Source organism: Octadecabacter antarcticus 307 (genome assembly GCF_000155675.2).
In the GTDB taxonomy this organism is placed as follows: Bacteria; Pseudomonadota; Alphaproteobacteria; order Rhodobacterales; family Rhodobacteraceae; genus Octadecabacter; species Octadecabacter antarcticus.
Map to the genome: position 1 here is coordinate 286,382 of NC_020911.1, position 19,024 is coordinate 305,405.

General features: G+C 55.7%; 27 protein-coding genes. 19 read left to right on the forward strand and 8 right to left on the reverse strand.

What is annotated here, in order from left to right; genetic code table 11:
- Positions 1 to 4: 4 nt before the first annotated feature.
- The 4 genes from def (OAN307_RS01455) (at position 5) to fmt (ending at position 2,494) form a co-directional block, all read left to right on the forward strand.
- Positions 5 to 532 (forward strand): peptide deformylase, encoded by a 528-nt coding sequence (gene def / locus OAN307_RS01455; RefSeq protein ID WP_015498101.1) that lies wholly within the window; start codon positions 5 to 7, stop codon positions 530 to 532.
- Positions 519 to 1,013 carry a peptide deformylase gene (gene def / locus OAN307_RS01460; RefSeq protein ID WP_015498102.1) on the forward strand — a complete coding sequence of 165 codons (495 nt, stop codon included), beginning with the start codon at positions 519 to 521 and terminating at the stop codon, positions 1,011 to 1,013. The genes def (OAN307_RS01455) and def (OAN307_RS01460) overlap by 14 nt, the downstream gene beginning before the upstream one ends.
- Positions 1,003 to 1,500, forward strand: a complete 498-nt coding sequence (gene def, locus OAN307_RS01465) for a peptide deformylase (RefSeq protein ID WP_015498103.1) — start codon at positions 1,003 to 1,005, stop codon at positions 1,498 to 1,500. The genes def (OAN307_RS01460) and def (OAN307_RS01465) overlap by 11 nt, the downstream gene beginning before the upstream one ends.
- An 85-nt stretch (positions 1,501 to 1,585) precedes the next feature.
- Entirely contained in the window at positions 1,586 to 2,494 is a 909-nt protein-coding gene (gene fmt, locus OAN307_RS01470; protein WP_015498104.1) for a methionyl-tRNA formyltransferase, read from the forward strand.
- A 58-nt stretch (positions 2,495 to 2,552) separates the two neighbouring features.
- Here fmt and rnhA read toward each other — a convergent pair whose 3' ends face one another.
- The 5 genes from rnhA to OAN307_RS01495 form a co-directional block, all read right to left on the reverse strand.
- Positions 2,553 to 3,002, reverse strand: a complete 450-nt coding sequence (gene rnhA / locus OAN307_RS01475; RefSeq protein WP_015498105.1) for a ribonuclease HI — start codon at positions 3,000 to 3,002, stop codon at positions 2,553 to 2,555.
- Positions 3,002 to 3,661: a methyltransferase domain-containing protein gene (locus OAN307_RS01480; protein ID WP_333783189.1), complete on the reverse strand. Its 660-nt coding sequence runs from the start codon at positions 3,659 to 3,661 to the stop codon at positions 3,002 to 3,004. The genes rnhA and OAN307_RS01480 overlap by 1 nt, the downstream gene beginning before the upstream one ends.
- Entirely contained in the window at positions 3,595 to 4,050 is a 456-nt protein-coding gene (locus tag OAN307_RS01485) for a DUF3429 domain-containing protein (RefSeq protein WP_083902896.1), read from the reverse strand. Before OAN307_RS01485 ends, OAN307_RS01480 begins: the two co-directional genes overlap by 67 nt.
- Complete coding sequence (gene ispH / locus OAN307_RS01490) at positions 4,047 to 4,997, reverse strand: 4-hydroxy-3-methylbut-2-enyl diphosphate reductase (RefSeq protein WP_015498107.1); 951 nt, start codon at positions 4,995 to 4,997, stop codon at positions 4,047 to 4,049. Before ispH ends, OAN307_RS01485 begins: the two co-directional genes overlap by 4 nt.
- Before the next feature lie 104 nt (positions 4,998 to 5,101).
- Positions 5,102 to 5,689 carry a LabA-like NYN domain-containing protein gene (locus OAN307_RS01495; protein ID WP_015498108.1) on the reverse strand — a complete coding sequence of 196 codons (588 nt, stop codon included), beginning with the start codon at positions 5,687 to 5,689 and terminating at the stop codon, positions 5,102 to 5,104.
- Positions 5,690 to 5,821: 132 nt separating this feature from the next.
- Between OAN307_RS01495 and folK the strand changes: the two genes are divergently transcribed.
- The 14 genes from folK (at position 5,822) to recO (ending at position 16,061) form a co-directional block, all read left to right on the forward strand.
- A complete protein-coding gene (gene folK, locus OAN307_RS01500; protein WP_015498109.1) occupies positions 5,822 to 6,403 on the forward strand; it encodes a 2-amino-4-hydroxy-6-hydroxymethyldihydropteridine diphosphokinase in 582 nt (193 codons plus the stop codon).
- A gap of 99 nt (positions 6,404 to 6,502) precedes the next feature.
- Positions 6,503 to 6,865, forward strand: a complete 363-nt coding sequence (gene rpoZ, locus OAN307_RS01505) for a DNA-directed RNA polymerase subunit omega (RefSeq protein WP_015498110.1) — start codon at positions 6,503 to 6,505, stop codon at positions 6,863 to 6,865.
- 36 nt (positions 6,866 to 6,901) lie between these two features.
- Entirely contained in the window at positions 6,902 to 9,040 is a 2,139-nt protein-coding gene (locus tag OAN307_RS01510; protein ID WP_015498111.1) for a RelA/SpoT family protein, read from the forward strand.
- A gap of 35 nt (positions 9,041 to 9,075) precedes the next feature.
- Positions 9,076 to 9,732: a DUF2062 domain-containing protein gene (locus tag OAN307_RS01515; protein ID WP_015498112.1), complete on the forward strand. Its 657-nt coding sequence runs from the start codon at positions 9,076 to 9,078 to the stop codon at positions 9,730 to 9,732.
- A gap of 38 nt (positions 9,733 to 9,770) precedes the next feature.
- Positions 9,771 to 10,508 carry a pyridoxine 5'-phosphate synthase gene (locus OAN307_RS01520; protein ID WP_015498113.1) on the forward strand — a complete coding sequence of 246 codons (738 nt, stop codon included), beginning with the start codon at positions 9,771 to 9,773 and terminating at the stop codon, positions 10,506 to 10,508.
- Positions 10,509 to 10,615: 107 nt separating this feature from the next.
- Positions 10,616 to 10,927 (forward strand): Dabb family protein, encoded by a 312-nt coding sequence (locus OAN307_RS01525; RefSeq protein WP_015498114.1) that lies wholly within the window; start codon positions 10,616 to 10,618, stop codon positions 10,925 to 10,927.
- Between the two features lie 5 nt (positions 10,928 to 10,932).
- The gene (locus tag OAN307_RS01530) at positions 10,933 to 11,388 is read left to right on the forward strand and encodes a hypothetical protein (protein WP_015498115.1); all 456 of its coding nucleotides are present in this window, start codon (positions 10,933 to 10,935) and stop codon (positions 11,386 to 11,388) included.
- Positions 11,381 to 12,004: a LysE family translocator gene (locus tag OAN307_RS01535; RefSeq protein ID WP_015498116.1), complete on the forward strand. Its 624-nt coding sequence runs from the start codon at positions 11,381 to 11,383 to the stop codon at positions 12,002 to 12,004. Before OAN307_RS01530 ends, OAN307_RS01535 begins: the two co-directional genes overlap by 8 nt.
- Positions 12,001 to 12,417: a holo-ACP synthase gene (acpS, locus tag OAN307_RS01540; protein WP_015498117.1), complete on the forward strand. Its 417-nt coding sequence runs from the start codon at positions 12,001 to 12,003 to the stop codon at positions 12,415 to 12,417. The genes OAN307_RS01535 and acpS overlap by 4 nt, the downstream gene beginning before the upstream one ends.
- A 65-nt stretch (positions 12,418 to 12,482) precedes the next feature.
- Complete coding sequence (gene lepB / locus OAN307_RS01545; RefSeq protein WP_015498118.1) at positions 12,483 to 13,301, forward strand: signal peptidase I; 819 nt, start codon at positions 12,483 to 12,485, stop codon at positions 13,299 to 13,301.
- Between the two features lie 7 nt (positions 13,302 to 13,308).
- A complete protein-coding gene (rnc, locus tag OAN307_RS01550) occupies positions 13,309 to 13,998 on the forward strand; it encodes a ribonuclease III (protein ID WP_015498119.1) in 690 nt (229 codons plus the stop codon).
- Positions 13,995 to 14,936, forward strand: a complete 942-nt coding sequence (gene era, locus OAN307_RS01555; protein WP_015498120.1) for a GTPase Era — start codon at positions 13,995 to 13,997, stop codon at positions 14,934 to 14,936. Before rnc ends, era begins: the two co-directional genes overlap by 4 nt.
- Positions 14,937 to 14,973: 37 nt before the next feature.
- A complete protein-coding gene (locus OAN307_RS01560; protein ID WP_015498121.1) occupies positions 14,974 to 15,306 on the forward strand; it encodes a DUF1491 family protein in 333 nt (110 codons plus the stop codon).
- Positions 15,307 to 15,332: 26 nt separating this feature from the next.
- Positions 15,333 to 16,061 carry a DNA repair protein RecO gene (recO, locus tag OAN307_RS01565; protein WP_015498122.1) on the forward strand — a complete coding sequence of 243 codons (729 nt, stop codon included), beginning with the start codon at positions 15,333 to 15,335 and terminating at the stop codon, positions 16,059 to 16,061.
- Here recO and OAN307_RS30620 read toward each other — a convergent pair.
- Positions 16,058 to 16,192: a hypothetical protein gene (locus tag OAN307_RS30620; protein WP_275450631.1), complete on the reverse strand. Its 135-nt coding sequence runs from the start codon at positions 16,190 to 16,192 to the stop codon at positions 16,058 to 16,060. The genes recO and OAN307_RS30620 overlap by 4 nt on opposite strands.
- A gap of 107 nt (positions 16,193 to 16,299) precedes the next feature.
- Positions 16,300 to 16,479: a hypothetical protein gene (locus tag OAN307_RS27605; RefSeq protein ID WP_144055478.1), complete on the reverse strand. Its 180-nt coding sequence runs from the start codon at positions 16,477 to 16,479 to the stop codon at positions 16,300 to 16,302.
- A gap of 66 nt (positions 16,480 to 16,545) precedes the next feature.
- On the opposite strand from OAN307_RS27605, the gene OAN307_RS01575 reads away from it, so the two are divergent.
- The gene (locus OAN307_RS01575) at positions 16,546 to 17,154 is read left to right on the forward strand and encodes a hypothetical protein (RefSeq protein WP_015498124.1); all 609 of its coding nucleotides are present in this window, start codon (positions 16,546 to 16,548) and stop codon (positions 17,152 to 17,154) included.
- Between the two features lie 58 nt (positions 17,155 to 17,212).
- On the opposite strand, the gene OAN307_RS01580 is transcribed toward OAN307_RS01575, so the two are convergent.
- Positions 17,213 to 18,895, reverse strand: coding sequence for an acyl-CoA dehydrogenase family protein (locus OAN307_RS01580; protein WP_015498125.1), 1,683 nt, complete (start codon positions 18,893 to 18,895; stop codon positions 17,213 to 17,215).
- Between the last annotated feature and the right edge of the window lie 129 nt (positions 18,896 to 19,024).

Genomic DNA, 19,024 nt, shown 5'->3' on the forward strand with positions numbered 1-19,024 from the left:
CCGCATGACTTTACGCTCAATCCTGCTCCACCCCGACCCGCGGCTTAAATCCGTGGCTGACCCCGTGGCAACGGTCGATAAGACCTTGCACGCTTTGGCTGACGACATGCTCGAAACCATGTACAATGCGCCGGGCATAGGTCTTGCCGCGCCGCAGCTTGGCATCATGCAGCGGATGCTGGTGATGGATTGCATCAAGGACGACATGGAAACGCCGCAGCCAATGGTGTTGATCAATCCGCGCGTCATTTTCGCGTCGAGCGACACAAACATCTACGACGAAGGCTGCCTGTCCATCCCCGATCAATACGCAGAGGTGGAACGCCCCGCAGTGGTCAAAGTCGAATGGATGAATTTGGATGGTAAGACGCAACAGGAAGAATTTTCCGACCTCTGGGCGACCTGCGTGCAGCATGAAATTGACCATTTGAACGGCAAGCTGTTCATCGACTATCTCAAGCCGCTTAGACGTCAGATGATTACCCGCAAAATGCAAAAACTGAAACGTGAGATCGCCCGTGGTAACGCGTGATATCCGCCTGTGGCCGCACGCAGTCCTGACACAAACCTGCGCGCCTGCGTCCCTAAACGATCCTGACCTCGACGGACTGATCGAAGACTTATTTGACACCATGTATCACGCCAAAGGTCGCGTTCTTGCTGCCCCGCAGATTGGTGTCACGAAACGGGTCTTCGTCGTTGACGTGACGTGGAAAGACGGTATCCGCGATCCGCGTGCGTTCATTAACCCGCAGATCACCGAAACCGCTGGCGACACAGTGTTTATGGACGAGCAATGCCTTTCCATCCCCGACACACCGATGCCTGTCGCCCGTCCCGAAGCCGTCCAACTGCGTTGGGCCAACCGCGACGGTGGGCTTGAGACCGCACCCTTTGACGGCATCCTCGCCCGTTGTATCCAGCATGAACTTGACCATTTAAATGGCACCGTGATTTTCGACCATCAATCCCCCGAGGTCCGCGCTGAATTGGAAGTCGCCTATGCCCCGTAGACAGTTCATCCCGTGGCCCGCAAAAATTCTGCGAACACCCGCCGCCGAGGTACCTGAGATCACGGACGACATCTGCGCCCTGTGGGATGAAATGATCGACGCGATGGACGCCATGCCCGGCGTCGGCCTTGCGGCACCGCAATTGGGCGTGTCCCTGCGATTGGCCGTGGTAGATGCGTCTGACAAACGCGGTCAGGCGATCCGTATGGCCAACCCGATCATTCTGCACGCGTCACACGAACTGCGCTTGCACGAAGAAGCCTCACCCAATCTAGTTGGCATGTCCGCATCGCTCGAACGGCCCCGTGCCGTGACGGTCCGGTTCATGAATGAAGCAGGCATGTATGACCGCCAAGATTTTGTCGGCCTCTGGGCGACCAGTGTGCAGCACCAGATCGATCATTTGGATGGGAAGATGTATTTCGACCGCCTGAGCCGCACCAAACGCGATATGCTGCTGAAAAAGGCCCGCAAATTGAACGGGTGAATCTGTTGCCAAGCAGCCCTTCGGGGAGAGTTTTCTGGCCAAAGTGATGAAAACAGGTTTTCCACCTGTAATGAAGGGGTAAGAGATGCGTATTATTTTTATGGGGACCCCCGATTTTTCGGTGCCTATTTTGAACGCGCTCTTGGAAGCAGGGCACGATATATGCGCTGTCTATTCCCAACCCCCCAGACCCGCCGGACGCGGCAAAAAAGATCGCCTCAGCCCAGTACAAGCGCGCGCCGAAACCCTTGGGCTGAATGTGCGCACCCCGGTATCGCTGAAAGACTGCGACACACAGGCGAGTTTTGCTGCGCTGAATGCCGATATCGCTGTTGTCGTTGCCTATGGTCTAATCCTACCGCAGGCCGTGTTGGACGCACCCGCGATGGGGTGCCTTAATATCCATGCGTCGCTGCTTCCACGTTGGCGCGGCGCCGCGCCAATCCACCGCGCGATCATGTCGGGGGATACGCAAACAGGTGTGTGCATCATGCAGATGGATGCTGGCCTCGATACGGGCGTGGTTTTGTTGCGCCGTGAGGTTGCGATCGAAATTGGGGAAACGACGGGCGAACTCCACGACAGACTGTCTGCACTTGGCGCAGACGCAATCACTGATGCGCTGGGCGCGCTGCCGTTCCTATTACCAACCCCGCAACCGGATACCGGCGTTACCTACGCCGCCAAGATCGACAAATCTGAATCGCGCGTCGATTGGTCCAAAGCCACAGCCGATATCGTCAACCAAATTAACGCCCTTTCGCCCTTTCCAGGGGCTTGGTCGCAAGTTGGGCCCGAGCGGATCAAGTTTCTCAAAGCCGGCGCCGCAGACACAAACCTGCCTGCTGGTCAGATCAAATCAACGGATGGGGATCTCTTTATCGGCACAGGCAACGGTGCGGTTCGCATCCACACCCTGCAACGCGCGGGCAAAAAAACCGCCTCCGCGCGTGATGTCTTGCAAGGCTGGACACCGCCAACGCAGCCCATCTGATTTTCTTTGGTTCCTAAATACCTAACTTTTGCGCAACTGCCCGCCGCAGGCGCAAAACTCACCTCTTAAACGGTGCCATTCCCGCCCGCGCCAATTCATCGGCGCGTTCGTTTTCGGGGTGCCCCGCGTGCCCCTTGACCCATTCCCATGTCACATCATGGCGGTCCCGCGCAGCGTCAAGCCGTTGCCAAAGATCAATATTCTTGATCTCGCCACCCTTCTTTTTCCAGCCCTTGGCCTTCCAGCCATAAATCCACTTGGTTATCCCGTCTTTGACGTAGGAACTGTCGGTCACAACAGTCAAGGTCGATGGTCCAGACAACGTTTCCAGCGCATTGATCGCGGCCAAAAGCTCCATACGATTGTTGGTGGTATGCGCCTCGCCACCTTTAAGGTCGCGTTCTTTCACAACCGAATCGCCGTCGCGTGCGATCAACACCGCACCCCAACCACCGGGGCCGGGGTTGCCGCTACAGGCCCCGTCCGTGTAGGCATATAAATCGGCCATCAGTTCTTACGAGCCAGCATGATGACCCATGGGTCATTTGTGCCCGCCAACCCGATGTCGCTGCCGGTTCTGGTGGTTACAACATCAAAACCTGCATCCCGCAAAAGATTGGTCAACTCGACCTCCTCGACAAAGGTATAAAGCCGCTCCAACCTGTCGCGTCGATTACCTTTTCCAGTCTTCATCCCCACATGTAAATGCCCGCCAACCCGCAACGCCTGCGCAATGGCCCCAAAATGCATAGACAGTTTTTCACGCGGTGCGTGTAGCAGCGAAAAATTCGCCCATACGCCGTCATAAACGCCGGCTGCGTCCAGATCATCAAACGTCGCGATGCGTGCCGCGACGCCCTTACTTTGCGCAAACCGCACCATTTCTGGTGACGCATCCACGGCGTTAACATCCAGCCCCGCCTGCATCATTAAATGGGCTGACCCACCCGGTCCGCAACCCAAATCCAGTACGCGCCCACCCGCAGGTATCGCTGCAATAAAGCGCACCAAATGCGCCCCCGCTTTGCCGCCATGATCAAGCGTTGCGGCATAATCGGCGGCCTTTTCGTTGTAAACGGCCAGCGTTTTAGGATCGACGCTCATATTACCACCGGTAGCAAACACATCAGCACGACTCCTGTTATTGGCATCCTTAGCGCCATCCACCAGCGCGGCGCGAGGCCCCAGCGCCAGAATGCGAAATCCAGAACCAATACAGCGACAAAACCCGCGATCAGGTTCATGCCCGCCGACACAGGCCCACCCCCAATCATTGCAAACGCCCAAAGCGCGGGTAGCACCGACAAAACATATCCGGTTGCAGCCTGACTGCCCGTCGCTTTGGTTGCAAAGCCCCACAACACGCCCGACATGAACGACAAGATCACCGTCCCGTAGGCCAGCCCGACAAACGGCCCGATAAACCGCGGTCCGATCCAGTCGATAGTCATTTCTGCCGCGACAGGACTGTAAATCGTCAAAACACCCCAGATGAACGGCAGAAGTCCGGCGATGCTTAAGATCAGTGCGGATTTGGGGATGTTTCTGAGCGTCACGCCGTTTCCCGCAGCACGCGCGGCACTTTGAATTCGACGTTCTCGACAGCTGTCTCGACCAGTTCAACAGTCACGTCATAACGGCCCTTAAACGCGTCAATCACCTCGTTTATCAAAACCTCGGGGGCTGACGCGCCCGCTGTGATCCCGATGCTTTTGATGCCGTGCAAACTGCGCCAATCAATGTCCGCGCCGCGCCTCACCAATTGGCTGTAGGCGCAGCCCGCTTTGCGACCAACCTCGACCAGCCGTTGCGAATTGGATGAATTTGGCGCGCCGACAACCAGCATCGCATCCACCAATGGAGCCATCACTTTTACCGCTTCTTGGCGGTTGGTGGTGGCATAGCAAATGTCTTCTTTATGTGGGCCGACAATCATCGGGAACCGTGCGTTCAGCGCCGCGACGATGTCCGCCGTATCATCGACTGACAGGGTCGTCTGCGTCACAAATGCCAGCTGTGCTGCGTCGCGTACGACAACGTCGGCCACGTCCGCAACCGTTTCCACCAACAACACTTCGCCGAACGGTAATTGCCCCATCGTGCCAACTGTTTCGGGGTGGCCTGCATGTCCGATCATGATCATCTGTAACCCGTTATCGCTGTGGCGCTGGGCCTCGATGTGGACTTTGGACACCAGCGGGCAGGTGGCATCGACAAAGATCATTTCACGCGCGGCCGCCGCCGCTGGCACTGATTTAGGCACGCCGTGGGCAGAAAAGATCACGGGGCGGTCATCGGGGCAGTCTTTCAGTTCCTCGACAAACACGGCGCCCTTTCCGCGCAAGTCATCGACGACGAATTTGTTATGTACGATTTCGTGGCGCACATAGACGGGCGCGCCCCACTTTTCTAACGCCAGTTCAACGATCTTGATGGCGCGATCGACGCCGGCGCAAAACCCTCGCGGGGCTGCCAGATAGAGGGTGAGGGATTGTTTGGACATGGGGCAAATCTCCGTTGCACCTGCAACTTATGCACCGCCGCCGCTATGGTCCAGTGCCGGCAACTCGAAACGGGCGCCCGATCAGGACGCCCGTTACAACATTACTACTCGTCGACCATTTCGTGATCTAAGACTGTCTCGTTTGCGTCGTCGCGTGGCGCTTCACGGACCGGGCGGCCAATAACGTCGCGCAATTCATCAAGTTCAATGAAATTGTCGCATTGGCGGCGCAGTTCGTCGGCGATCATCGGCGGCTGGCTGCGGATGGTCGATACAACAGACACCCGAACGCCTTTGCGCTGCAATGATTCAACTAACGGGCGGAAATCACCATCGCCCGAAAAAATCACGATGTGATCCACGTGCGGCGCCAATTCCAACGCGTCCACGGCCAATTCAATGTCCATGTTGCCCTTGATCTTGCGTCGCCCCATGGAATCCGTAAATTCCTTGGCGGGCTTTGTGACCATCGTGAATCCATTGTAGTTCAGCCAGTCAACTAGCGGGCGGATCGGCGAATATTCATCATTTTCAAGCAGAGCCGTATAATAGTAGGCACGCAGCATTTTACCACGCCGCATAAACTCAGCACGCAACAACTTGTAGTCGATATCGAAGCCCAAAGATTTTGCCGATGCATATAAATTCGACCCGTCGATAAACAGCGCTAGTTTTTCGTCACGGTAAAACATCCAATTTTGTCCTTTTAACTTATCTAGGCGGTGGGAATTATGTGAGTAGTCTGTTGCAGAGATATGTGAGTGGTCTGTTGCAGTGAGTGGTTTGTTACAATAATGAATTTGATTATGTAGGGCGTTTATGCTATGGCTCAAGGGGAACTAAACGAGAACGGCGTCTTGGTGCTTGTTGCGATGGGCGGAAATGCGCCGTCGCATGTCGGCGATCCACACGCGACAATCCTGTCTGCCCTAACGTCGATGCGTATGACCTTTGGTGACGTAGCGATCAGTAATTTTTATCAAACACCCAGCTTCCCAGCCGGTTCCGACCCTGATTTCATCAACGCAGCCTGCGCATTTCACAGCGCCCTTTCAGCGCCCGACACCCTGGCCGCTTTGCACCAAATAGAGGCGGATTTTGGCAGAGAGCGTCGTTTACGTTGGGGGCAACGCACCCTTGACCTTGACCTCATCGCCCACGGTGACAAAGTTCTTCCCGATATGGCGACCCAGAATTATTGGCGCACACTGCCGCCTGAGCGCCAAAAAAACCAGACGCCCGACGCGCTCATTGTGCCGCATCCTCGCGTGCAAGACCGCGCTTTTGTCTTGGTGCCACTGGCAGATGTCGCCGCCGACTGGGTGCACCCTTTGCTTGGGCAAAAAGTCACTGAAATGCTCTCGCGTTTGCCCGCATCTGAACGTGCAGACATTAAGCTGCTTTAACCCCTTTAATCACAGGTGCGAATCGGGTTGTCTTATACCTGTCAAGGGATTAGATATCGCGCTCTGACATACTTAATTACTGACTGATTGGAGTACCACATGGCCCGCGTGACCGTTGAAGACTGCGTTGACAAGGTTCCGAACCGTTTTGAACTGGTGATGCTCGCTGCACATCGGGCACGTGAAATTTCTGCCGGTGGTGCGCTGACAGTTCCGCGCGACAACGACAAAAACCCTGTAGTGTCCCTGCGTGAAATCGCGGAAGAAACCCAAACAGCCGCCGATCTGCGCGAGCGCATGATCGAAGCCAACCAGACCCAAATCGAAGTCGACGAGCCCGAAGAAGACTCCATGGCGCTTTTGATGGGTGGCGGCTCTCCTGAAGCAGACAAACCTGCTGATGACGATCTGTCTGAAGAAAAATTGCTTCGCGCATTAATGGAAGCCCAAGGTCAGAAATAAGGCCGTAATGTAGGTAGCCCAAACGGCATGACCAGCATGATCACATCCGACGATTTGATCGCTCTGGTCTGCACTTACAACCCTAAGACGAACGCGAAATTGATCGCCGATGCTTTCGTTTTCAGCGCTGAAATGCACGAAGGCCAGTTTCGCCATTCCGGTGAACCCTATTTCACCCATCCGTTTGCTGTTGCCGGAATTTTGGCCGAACAGCAGATGGATGACGCGACACTCATCACAGCCCTGCTGCACGATACAATCGAAGATACCAAAGCCACCTACGGCGAGGTTGAGAAACGCTTTGGGCGTGAAATTGCAGAACTTGTGGATGGCGTCACCAAGCTGACGAACCTGCAACTCAGCTCCCACGAAACCAAGCAGGCCGAAAATTTCCGCAAATTATTCATGGCCACGTCGCGCGATCTGCGTGTGACGCTGGTGAAACTGGCTGACCGCCTACACAACATGCGCACGATCAAATCCATGCGCGATGATAAACAAGCCCAGAAAGCCCGCGAAACCATGGACATCTACGCCCCGCTTGCGGGCCGTATGGGTATGCAATGGATGCGCGAAGAACTCGAAGACCTTGCGTTTCGCGTGCTCAACCCCGAAGGGCGCAATTCCATCATCCGCCGATTTATCACGCTGCAACGCGAAACCGGCGACGTGATCGAAAAAATCCAAGTGGATATGGAACATGAGATGGACAAGGCGGGCCTTGCCGTCGACATCTATGGCCGCGCGAAAAAACCCTATTCGATCTGGCGCAAAATGCAGGAAAAAGAACAGGGGTTTTCGCGGCTGTCCGACATCTACGGTTTTCGGGTCATCACCCAAACCGAAGCTGATTGTTACGCGGCCCTTGGTGCAATCCACCAACGCTGGGCCGCTGTGCCGGGTCGGTTCAAAGATTACATCAGTCAGGCGAAAACCAACGGCTACCGGTCCCTGCACACCACTGTGTCGGGCCGCGACGGTAAACGCGTCGAAGTCCAGATACGCACCGTTGAAATGCACGAAGTCGCCGAAGCAGGCGTCGCCGCGCACTGGTCATATCGCGATGGTATCCGAACTGAAAACCGCTTTGCCGTCGATCCCGCCCGCTGGATTGCGCAACTGACCGAACGTCTTGACGATGATCATGACCACGACGAATTCCTCGATATGGTCAAATTGGAAATGTATCAGGATCAGGTGTTCTGCTTTACCCCTAAGGGTGACGTCATAAAATTACCCCGCGGTGCCACCCCCATTGATTTTGCCTATGCCATTCACACACGCATCGGCCACGCCTGCGTTGGCGCAAAAATCGATGGCATGCGCGTGCCGCTTTGGACCCGTGTGAAAAACGGCCAATCTGTCGACGTCATCACCGCCGAGGGCCAGACCCCACAAGCCACATGGATCGACATCGCCGTCACAGGCCGCGCCAAAACTGCGATTCGCAAGGCGCTGCGTGGAGAAGATCGTGAACGCTTTATCCGGCTGGGCCGCGAACTTGTCCGGGTCGCGTTTGAAAACATTGATAAGAAAGCCACCGACAAAGCGGTCAGAACCGCCGCCAAATCGCTTGGCCTTGGCAATCTCGATGACCTTCTTGAACGGGTAGGATCAGCGGAAATCACATCGCGCGAAGTCGTGTCAGCGATCCACCCCGAACTCGCCAAATCCGTCGGGAATGAAATCGAGGCCCGCCGCGCGGTCGTCGGGCTCGAAGCTGATCAGTCCCATCGTCGCGCCCAGTGCTGTCAGCCGATCCCCGGCGAACGCATTGTCGGCATCACCTACCGCGGCCAAGGCGTCGTCGTGCACACCATAGATTGCCGCGTTTTGGTGGATTACGAAGACCAGCCTGATCGTTGGATCGACCTGAACTGGCAGGAAGGCACACATTCCGCGACCAACACAATAACGTTAGAAATGACGATCACAAATGACGCTGGTGTCTTGGGCAGGATTTGCACGCTTATTGGGGAAAAGGGCGCCAACATTTCTGATTTGGTGTTCATTGACCGAAAACCGGATTACTTCCGGTTGTTGATCGAGGTTGACCTGCGCGATGTAGAACATATGCACATCATCATGACCGCGCTTGAAGCAGACAGTAATGTCAACGCCATTGCGCGGCATCGCGATCCTGGCCGTGCGGGGCAGATCGAACGTCAAGGCTAACGGGCGCAAACCCGAAATGGAATTAGGGGCAATAGGTGGTCTTTAGACGCAGAGACAGACGATCGCTGTGGCGCGTGCTGCTGGAACTGATCTGGCCACGCGGTGGCTGGGGTCGTGCCGCGCAGTACGTCAAACACCGTGTCCGCCGTCTGCCCGACACCCCTGAAAAGATCTCACGCGGCATATGGGCTGGTGTTTTCACGTCTTTCACACCGTTCTACGGCCTCCATTTCATTATTGCGGGCTTTATTGCGATGATCATGCGCGGCAATATCCTCGCCTCATTGATGGCGACATTTTTTGGCAACCCGCTGACCTATATCCCCATTGCCTATTCCGCGCTGGTAACGGGTCACTGGCTGCTCGGCACACGGCTTGACCGCTCTCTACTGGAAGGGCCACGCGACCCCAATTTTTGCAACATCGGGTGCCAGTTCAACAAAGCTGGCGGCGATTTATTGCATAATTTCAATGCCATATTTACGAATGAACGGGCGGACTGGCATGGTCTGTTGGACTTCAACGCCGAAGTTTTCTACCCCTATCTTGTGGGTGGTATCCTTCCTGGGATCATTGCGGCGACCATCGCCTACTCTGTTTGCGTGCCGATAATCCGCGCCTATCAAAACAGCCGCCGAAAGGCGTTGCGTGCGAAACTCAGCCAGTTGAAGAATCCGGCTGACGGCGAATAAATCACTTGCTAGAGTGATGCCAGAAGGAGGGTCCTGATATGTCCAAATTACGATTAGGTGTGAACATCGACCATGTGGCAACTGTGCGTAATGCGCGCGGCGGCGATACCCCTGATCCAGCGCGGGCCGCCGTATTGGCGCAGGACGCTGGCGCAGATGGTATCACCGCGCACCTGCGCGAAGACCGCCGTCACATCGGCGACGCCGACATTGACGCCTTAATGGACGCGCTCACAATCCCGCTGAATTTCGAAATGGCTGCCACGGATGAAATGCAAAAGATCGCGTTGCGCCACAAACCCCACGCGGTCTGCATCGTTCCCGAAAAACGCGAGGAGAGGACGACCGAAGGCGGGCTTGAGGTCGCGCGCGAAGAAAACCATCTCGCCCATTTCATTGCGCCCCTGCGTGATGCCGGCTGCCGCGTGTCCATTTTTATCGCTGCTGATCAACGCCAAATTGAAGCCGCCCATCGTATTGGTGCGCAAATTATCGAACTGCACACTGGTGCCTATTGCGACGCGCATGCGGAAGGCGATTTCGTCACCTCCAACGCTGAACTCTGCAAAATGCGCGACATGGCCGCACTCGCCCTGTCACTCGGCCTCGAAGTCCATGCGGGCCACGGGCTGACCTATGACACCGTCAAACCCGTCGCGGCCTTTCCTGAAATCATGGAACTCAATATCGGGCACTTTCTGATTGGTGAATCCATCTTCCGTGGATTGCAACCTGCCATCGCTGAGATGCGTCGCCTCATGGACGAGGCGCGATAAAAAAGGTTTCATGAATAAGGTGCGGGTGTATTTATGGTCAAAAGGGCAGGGGTCACGTCCCGGATAATCAACCAAGAAACCGTCAATATAGCCTCGAAAGGCTCCAAATGTTCCTCCACGCTGTCTATCTGTCCCTGACCGAAAAAGCCGATCTGACTGCCCTCGCAGAGGTCATGCAGGACCTTGCGAAACTGGTCGATAAGATTGAAGGGTTCACGGCCTTTCACCATGGTCCTAATGTTGATTTAGAAGGCAAATCACCTGAGTCTCAGTATGGTTTTCATGCCACCTTCACAGACCGTACAGCCCTTGCTCGCTATGGCAGTGATCTACGCCACCAAGCCTTAGGCGCCCGACTTGTTGGCTTGTGCGGCGGGCCGGAAGCGATCAAGGTCTACGATATAGATACAAAAGATTGAATCCCATGCGCTTTATTTCATTGATGATGTTCGTCTTTTGGGCTACTCTCGCAGTGGCCCAAACTGCGTTTCCCTGCGACTGGCAGGCGCGGGCTGATGCCATTGTTGAACCGTGGGACGACAATACCGCGACCTTCGCCAACGGCGCTGTCCGCGTCGCCCTTTTGGATGTAATAGAACCCGCCGCCGCAGCATTCTATCTGCTGATCATGCACCCCCCCTACGATGAACTTGGCGGGCGGGTCTGTACGGTTGTAGGCCGCGACATAGGGATCGGTTATGCCAACATAGACTTCAATGGCTTAGAGGCAGGCTATGACCCTGCAAGGGGCCTCACATTTCAGGTTCCCGCGACCATATTTTTGCCGAAACAAAGCTTTCAAAACTCCACCTTTCTGTCGATCGTGGTGAACCAATCCACCGGTGCCGTCACCGTCAAGCAGGCCTTGGGAAATGAGTGATCTTCTCTTCCCACTGCCCCTTATCCTGCTCGGCTGGGCCATTGGTGGTGGCAGCCCTGGCCCCGCGACGCTGACGATCTGCGGAACGTCGATGTCCCTCGGCCGCGCGCGTGGTCTGCAAATGGCCAGCGGCGTCGTGCTTGGCTCTGCGATCTGGGGCATCGCTGCCGCGCTCGGCTTTTCTGCAATTATGATGTCGAACGTCTGGCTGTTCAACTTGGTGCGCTATGTCGGCGCCGCCTATCTCCTCTATCTTGCAGGGAAGTCTTTGTACTCGGCATGGATGGGGCGTGCCCTTAAAACGCCAAAAGCCATCCGTGGTGGAGCCTTTGCAAAGGGTCTTATGCTGCATCTGACGAACCCCAAAGCTGTGCTTGGCTGGGGTGCTATTTATGCTGTTGCCTTGACGCCAGACGCCCAACCAAAGTCCGTCGCGCTGTTGTTTTGCGCACTGATCATCACCTCAGCGGTCGTATTTTTGGGCTACGCATTCTTGTTTTCGTCCACGCCAATTGCACGCGGCTACGTCCGCCTGAAGCGGATTTTTGACTTCACTTTCGGTGTGCTGTTCGGTGCGGCGTCGCTTAAACTGTTAACAACAAGGCTTAGCCCATGATCCTTGGTATTGGCACAGACCTCGCGAATATCGACCGGATTCAAGGGACTCTGGATCGGTTCGGGGATCGTTTTCGCAACCGCGTGTTCACGGATATCGAACAGCGCAAGGCTGAAAATCGCAAGGACATCGCAGGCACCTACGCCAAACGCTGGGCCGCCAAAGAAGCCTGTTCCAAGGCGCTGGGAACTGGTCTGCGGATGGGAATTTCGTGGAAAGACATGGCAGTGACCAACCTGCGCACAGGACAGCCGATTATGGCGGTCACTGGCTGGGCGGCGCAGCGGCTGGCCGACATGACGCCACCGGGTCACGCGGCAATCATCCACGTCACCCTCACTGACGATCATCCGTGGGCACAGGCATTTGTTGTCATCGAAGCCCGACCTATTAGCACTGAGACAGCGGGTTGACTTGACGCAACCTGACGCGCACATAACCCCAACTTTTATTGACCTTAAGACGTGAGGGACGACCTGTGTGGGCATCCATTAAAGAGACAGTCAAAACAGTGGTTTACGCACTGCTGATCGCGGGCGCCTTTCGGACGTTCCTGTTCCAACCGTTCTGGATTCCGTCGGGGTCAATGAAAGAAACGCTGCTGATCGGTGATTTCCTGTTTGTGAACAAAATGGCCTACGGCTATTCCTATGCATCCTGCCCATCCATTGTCATCCCGCGTCTCGGTATGAACGTGGACGCGGAAGACTTCTGCGGCGTGTTCAAGGGTGGCAATGATCGTTTTTGGGGTGCTGAGCCAGAGCGCGGCGATGTCGTCGTTTTCCGCCACTCCGTGACGGGCCGCGATTTTATCAAACGTGTGATCGGCTTGCCGGGTGATACGGTGCAGATGCAGAACGGTATTATCCTGCTGAACGGGACTGAGGTTGCACAAACCGACGCAGGGCTGTTCAGCGAAACGATGGAACAACAGGGAAGCTCTGGAAACCTGCCGCGGTGTGCAAATGGTGCGGTGGGTCTTGGCGCTGAATGCCTCAAACAACGCTTCGTAGAAACACTGCCCAATGGTGTGGAATATACAGTGTTGAATATCGGTAATCGCGACCTTGATACGACGGGAATCTTTACCGTCCCCGAAGGCCAGTATTTCTTCATGGGCGACAACCGCGACAATTCATCTGACAGCCGTGTGCCGCAGATTTCGCGCGGTGTTGGTTTTGTGCCATTGGAAGACATTGTTGGACGCGCTGATCGCATCATGTTCTCATCTTCCGGTCGCTCGCTCTTGGCGTTCTGGACGTGGCGGTCGGATCGTTATTTCAAGGCGGTTGAGTGAAAATTTCATGAAACTTTCGGGTGCACTTCGCGAATTTCAAGACCGGATAGGCCACACGTTCGCCAAGCCTGATCAGCTGATCCGCGCCGTGACCCATTCATCCATGTCGTCGCCCAATCGTGATGACAATCAGCGGCTTGAATTTCTTGGCGACCGCGTCTTGGGGTTGGTTATGTCTGAGGCCCTTTTGCAGGCTGATGTGAACGCCCCCGAAGGCCTGTTAGCCCCACGCTTTAACGCACTTGTACGTAAAGAAACCTGTGCTGATGTGGCCCGTGAGATCGACCTTGGCGCGGTGCTTAAACTTGGTCGATCCGAGATGCTGACAGGCGGGCGGCGCAAAGAGGCGCTGTTGGCTGACGCAATGGAAGCAGTGATCGCCGCCGTCTACATTGACGCCGGATTTGACGTCGCGCGCGAACGGGTTGTCGCGCTTTGGGGGGACCGGATTACCAATGTCGAAAAAGACGCGCGTGATCCCAAGACTGCCCTGCAAGAATGGGCCCAAGGACAAGGCGAACCACCGCCCAGCTATATTGAAACGGCACGATCTGGTCCCGACCACGCGCCAATATTTACGATAGAAGTTCGTTTGCAATCAGGGCCCACCGACATCGGGCAAGCGCCGAGCAAACGCCAAGCCGAACAAGCCGCCGCCAAGTCCCTATTGGAGCGCGTACAAGGAGAGAGCACGTGACTGAAGGCACCCCAGAAACCCCAGAAAAATCGGTGCAACGTGCCGGATTTGTCGCCCTGATTGGTGAACCCAACGCAGGAAAATCGACATTACTGAACCGCATGGTTGGCGCGAAAGTGTCCATCGTAACCCATAAGGTCCAGACGACCCGCGCCCGTATCCGCGGCGTTGCAATTGAGGGCGACAGCCAGATTGTGTTCGTCGACACGCCCGGTCTGTTTCAGCCCAAACGCCGCCTTGATCGCGCGATGGTCGCCGCCGCATGGAGCGGGGTTTCGGATTCTGATGTGGTGGTGCTGATGATCGAAGCGCACCGCGGCATCACCAAAGGTGTCGAGGCGATTTTGGAACGCTTGGGTGACGTCGGCAAAGGCCGCACCATCGCGTTGGCGATCAACAAGATCGACCGTGTCGAAGCGCCGGTTTTACTCGGCCTGACAAAAGAAATGAACGAACGCTTCGCATTTTCCGAGACGTTCCTGATTTCGGCGGAAAAGGGCCATGGTGCAGGAACATTGCGCGCATGGCTGGCGGAGCGGATGCCCGTCGAGCCGTGGTTGTACCCAGAAGATCAAATTGCCGATCTGCCTTTGCGCATAATCGCCGCTGAAATCACCCGCGAAAAGCTGACGCTACGCTTGCATCAGGAATTGCCGTATCAACTGACTGTTGAGACGGAAAATTGGGAAGAACGCAAAGACGGATCCTGTAAGGTTGACCAGCTGGTTTACGTTATGCGCGATGGCCACAAGGGTATCGTTCTGGGCAATCGTGGCGAGACGATCAAATCCGTTGGTAAAGCGGCGCGCGAGGAATTGGTCGAATTTCTGGGCCGTAAAGTACATCTGTTCATCCAGGTAAAAGTGCGTCCGAACTGGCTCGAAGATTCCGACCGATATTCCGAAATGGGCCTAAATTTCAAAGATGGAAACGAATGACGCAGGCGACCGAACTTTGCAAAATTTGGTGTGACCTGTGAGCTCACGCCTCACATCCGACTTCTGGGTGTCAGCCTACCTGACGCGGTTGCGACTGGTCGAAATCCCCGTGTTTGTGACCCGCAAGGGCGACAAAACGGCGGGGTCTGTACTGGTTAAACTCAACACGCTTGATGGGCAAGCAAAGGCGTTTCAGCGCCAGTTTGACCTGATGTCTGGGGAACGTGAATGGGTCGTTCTGGCTGAAGGGCACGAGATAGACGTGGATGCATCACTCAACAAACAAGCAGGATTTGATCCAGATATTTGGGTGCTTGAGGTCGAAGATCGCGATGGTCGTCATTTGTTAGACGATCCTTCGCTTGCCTAAAATCGGGTCTTGCCTAGACTGCACGAATGATTGAATGGCGCGATGAAGGTGCTCTGGTAAGGGTCCGCAAACACGGTGAAAGCTCCGCTATTATTGAGGTGTTTACCGCGTCGCGTGGCCTGACCGCTGGCATCGTGCGTGGTGGTACCAGCCGCAAGATCGCGCCAACCCTTCAACCTGGTGCGCAACTGGACGTGACGTGGAAAGCGCGGCTTGAAGATCACCTTGGCAGCTTTACCGTCGAACCCATCCGCAGTCGCACAGCACAGGTAATGCAGGATCGCTTGGCGCTGGCGGGCTTGAACGCGGTGACGGGGCTTTTGTCATTTCTGCTGCCAGATCGCGAAGCGCACGCGCCGCTGTATGCCCGCACAATTCAACTATTGGACCTGTTGGGGCAAAACGACGTCTGGCCATTGGCCTACCTGCAATGGGAGGTCGCGTTGTTAGATGAAATGGGGTTCGGGATGGACCTGTCGGCCTGCGCCGTGTCGGGCCTGAACGATGACCTTTTCTATGTGTCACCGCGCACGGGCCGCGCGGTGTCGCGATTGGCTGCGGGGGAATGGGCTGATCGATTGCTCCCTTTGCCGCACGTCTTGTTAGGTAAGGGCGACGCGGATCTCAACGAAATCGTTCTGGCGCTGCGAACCACGGGGCATTTTCTTAACAATCACCTTGCAAAGTCGCTTGGTGATCGCCCAATTCCTGAAGCCCGTCAGCGGCTTATCGATGCGATGAAACGGCTGGCCTAGCGCGCCACGAACACCATCTGGCGGTTATCTGGCTTGGACAGGATCAACGTGATGCCTGACGCTTCGGACAATTTCATGTCTTCAAGGGCTGCGAAAAATGCAGCCTCTAAAGCCAAATCGGGGCAGGCCATGCACGACTACGCGATTCCATCGAGGTCGAACCATAAGTAGGGCGTTGTCTGGGTTGCAAAGTGTCGGTTGTACGGGGCTTGCCCACGACCTATTCCGCCGCAGGAAATCATATCGTTGTGGCCACATCGAAGGAGCTGCCGTCAATTTCAATCAAATGATACTCCGCCGACGGATCGACGTTCCCTGCGATGCTTTCATCGCCAGCACAGGCGTTGAGATAGGCGAGGCGCATCAGACAGGTCATAAACTTTAGTATGACTGCAACATATCCGTCTGTTTTGGTCAAAAAAGAGAGGGAATCTTTACGGATGCCTCAACCCGTGGTTTTCTAGGTAAGTAATTGGAGGCCGTCATGATCGTAGAATTTGTAATATTATTTTCACTCACCTTGCCGAATGTGGGGTCCAATTTTGGGCCGCACCTGACACAGATCGATTTCGTCGAACCCGTGAAGCAGGTCGTTACCTACCCGCCTGCGGGCGTTGAGAACCGGCTATCGGGGCTGCAATTGCCGGATGGAACGCTCACTGCGTATGAGACTGACTTCCTGACTGAGAACGTTTTTTTTGGGGCGTTCGCGATCACCAAAGACTTCGGCTATGGCTATGTCACCGGCGCGAATTCTATTGAGGCCGCACGCGAAATTGCCATTGAAGAGTGCCTGACACAGGGGCCAATTTGTTTGATCTATGCAGAAAATCTGCCACAAGGGTACGCGCCGCTGGAAACCGGGGAGGTTAGCCTCGCTCCGGAAGCGGGGGAGTACTTTAATAATCCAGACCCAAACTGGGGCAACTTCCGCGCCATGGCGATCAGCGAAGACGGGGCCTATTCGGTCGTGTCGAACTACGGATCCCCACGCGAAGCATCAGACGCTGCGCTTTTAAATTGCGCCGAATACGTCATTACACATTTGCCGAACCTGCGTGAAATGCCCTGCATCTTAGTGCCTTTCAAATAGGCGAACTGGTAGATTGGGTTGTGGGGCCAAGTGAATTGCATGCTCGGCCCCTTTTCATTCACAATATACGCCGCGCGATGACCTGCGCCTGAATTTCAGCAGCACCTTCAAAGATGTTGAGGATTCGCGCGTCACACAGGATGCGGCTGACCTTATATTCCAGCGCAAAGCCGTTGCCGCCGTGAATTTGCAACGCATTGTCCGCAGCCGCCCAGGCGATTCGTGCGCCTAGCAGTTTTGCCATACCAGCTTCGACATCGCAGCGGCGGCCCTCGTCCTTTTCGAACGCTGAAAAGTAAGTCAGCTGGCGTGCTATCATGATTTCAACCGCCATCATTGCCAGTTTGTTGGCGACGCGGGGGAATTCGATAAGACTTTTACCGAACTGTTTGCGATCTTGCGCGTATTGCATCGCCACATCAAGCGCGGAACTGGCCACGCCGATTGCACGCGCCGCTGTCTGAATACGTGCGCTTTCGAACGTTTCCATCAGTTGTTTGAAGCCCTTACCTTCTTCCCCACCAAGCAGGTTTTCACCTTTGACATGGAAATTGTCGAACGCCAGTTCGTATTCTTTCATCCCCCGATAACCGAGGACTTCGATCTCGCCGCCAGTCATGCCATCGGTCGGGAAGGGGTGCGCGCAATCGCCCGGTGTCTTTTCCGCGAGGAACATCGAAAGACCTTTGTAGTCCGACGAATCGGGGTTTGTGCGCGCCAGCAGCGTCATCACATGGGTGCGCGATGCGTGGGTGATCCACGTTTTGTTGCCCGTGACGCGGTAGTCGTCGCCGTCTTTTACAGCCCGCGTGCGCAGCGACCCGAGGTCAGACCCCGTGTTAGGTTCGGTGAACACCGCCGTCGGCAGCTTTTGCGCGCTCGCCAAGGCTGGAAGCCATTTTTGTTTCTGCTCTTCGGTGCCGCCTGCGAGGATCAGCTCTGCTGCGATTTCGGAGCGCGTGCCCAGTGACCCAACACCGATGTAGCCGCGCGACAATTCTTCGGACACCACGCACATTGATACTTTGGACAGGCCAAACCCGCCGTATTCTTCAGGTATTGTCAGACCAAACACTCCCATTTCGGAAAGGTCATCAATCACTGACATCGGGATCAATTCGTCCTTGAGGTGCCATTCATGTGCAAACGGTTCGATCTTTTCGACCGCGTAGCGGCGGAATTGTTCGCGAATCATGTCAAGTTCGGCGTCGAGGCCAGTGGCTCCAACAGTGACTTCGGCGCTGCGTTCTTGCATCAGGTCAACCAAACGCATCCTAGCTGCTTGCGTGTTGCCGTTCTGGGTCAACGTTTGAACGCTCGGCTCCATCATCATACGCATCTGGTCTTGGGTCAGGCCGATATCTTGCAGGCGCAAGATCTCCCCCTGATTCATCGGGATCCCGCCATAAATCTGCCAGAGGTATTCACCGAACGCGATCTGATGGATCAGCTGTTCGACCTCCCCAAACTTGCTGTCGGTCAGTAATTTTTCGGCCCAGACCTGCATCTGCGCCAATGCTTCGACGTAGGTCGCCAGCCACGCCAGTCCGTGGGCAGCAGTTTGTTCGGCCTCAACCAATGCGCCGGACGCACGGCCATCGACCATTACCTTGTCGCGCACGCAGTCTTTGGCGGTCTCCAGCAGGGCGCGCAGCGGCGCGATGGTTGCGCGGGTTGTGGCGAGCAGGTCAGGTATGACGGGCGTGGTTTCGGCGTTCTGGTCTTGTCCGTCACGAGGCATGGGTTAATCCTTGATTGTGCAGGTGCAGAAATACCGCCTTCGCAGTGGCGGCGCAATAATAATTCTCTGAAAACTTATCCAGCGAACGATAGTGACTGAACGGAATTGCCGTGCGGCGTGTGCAGTCGC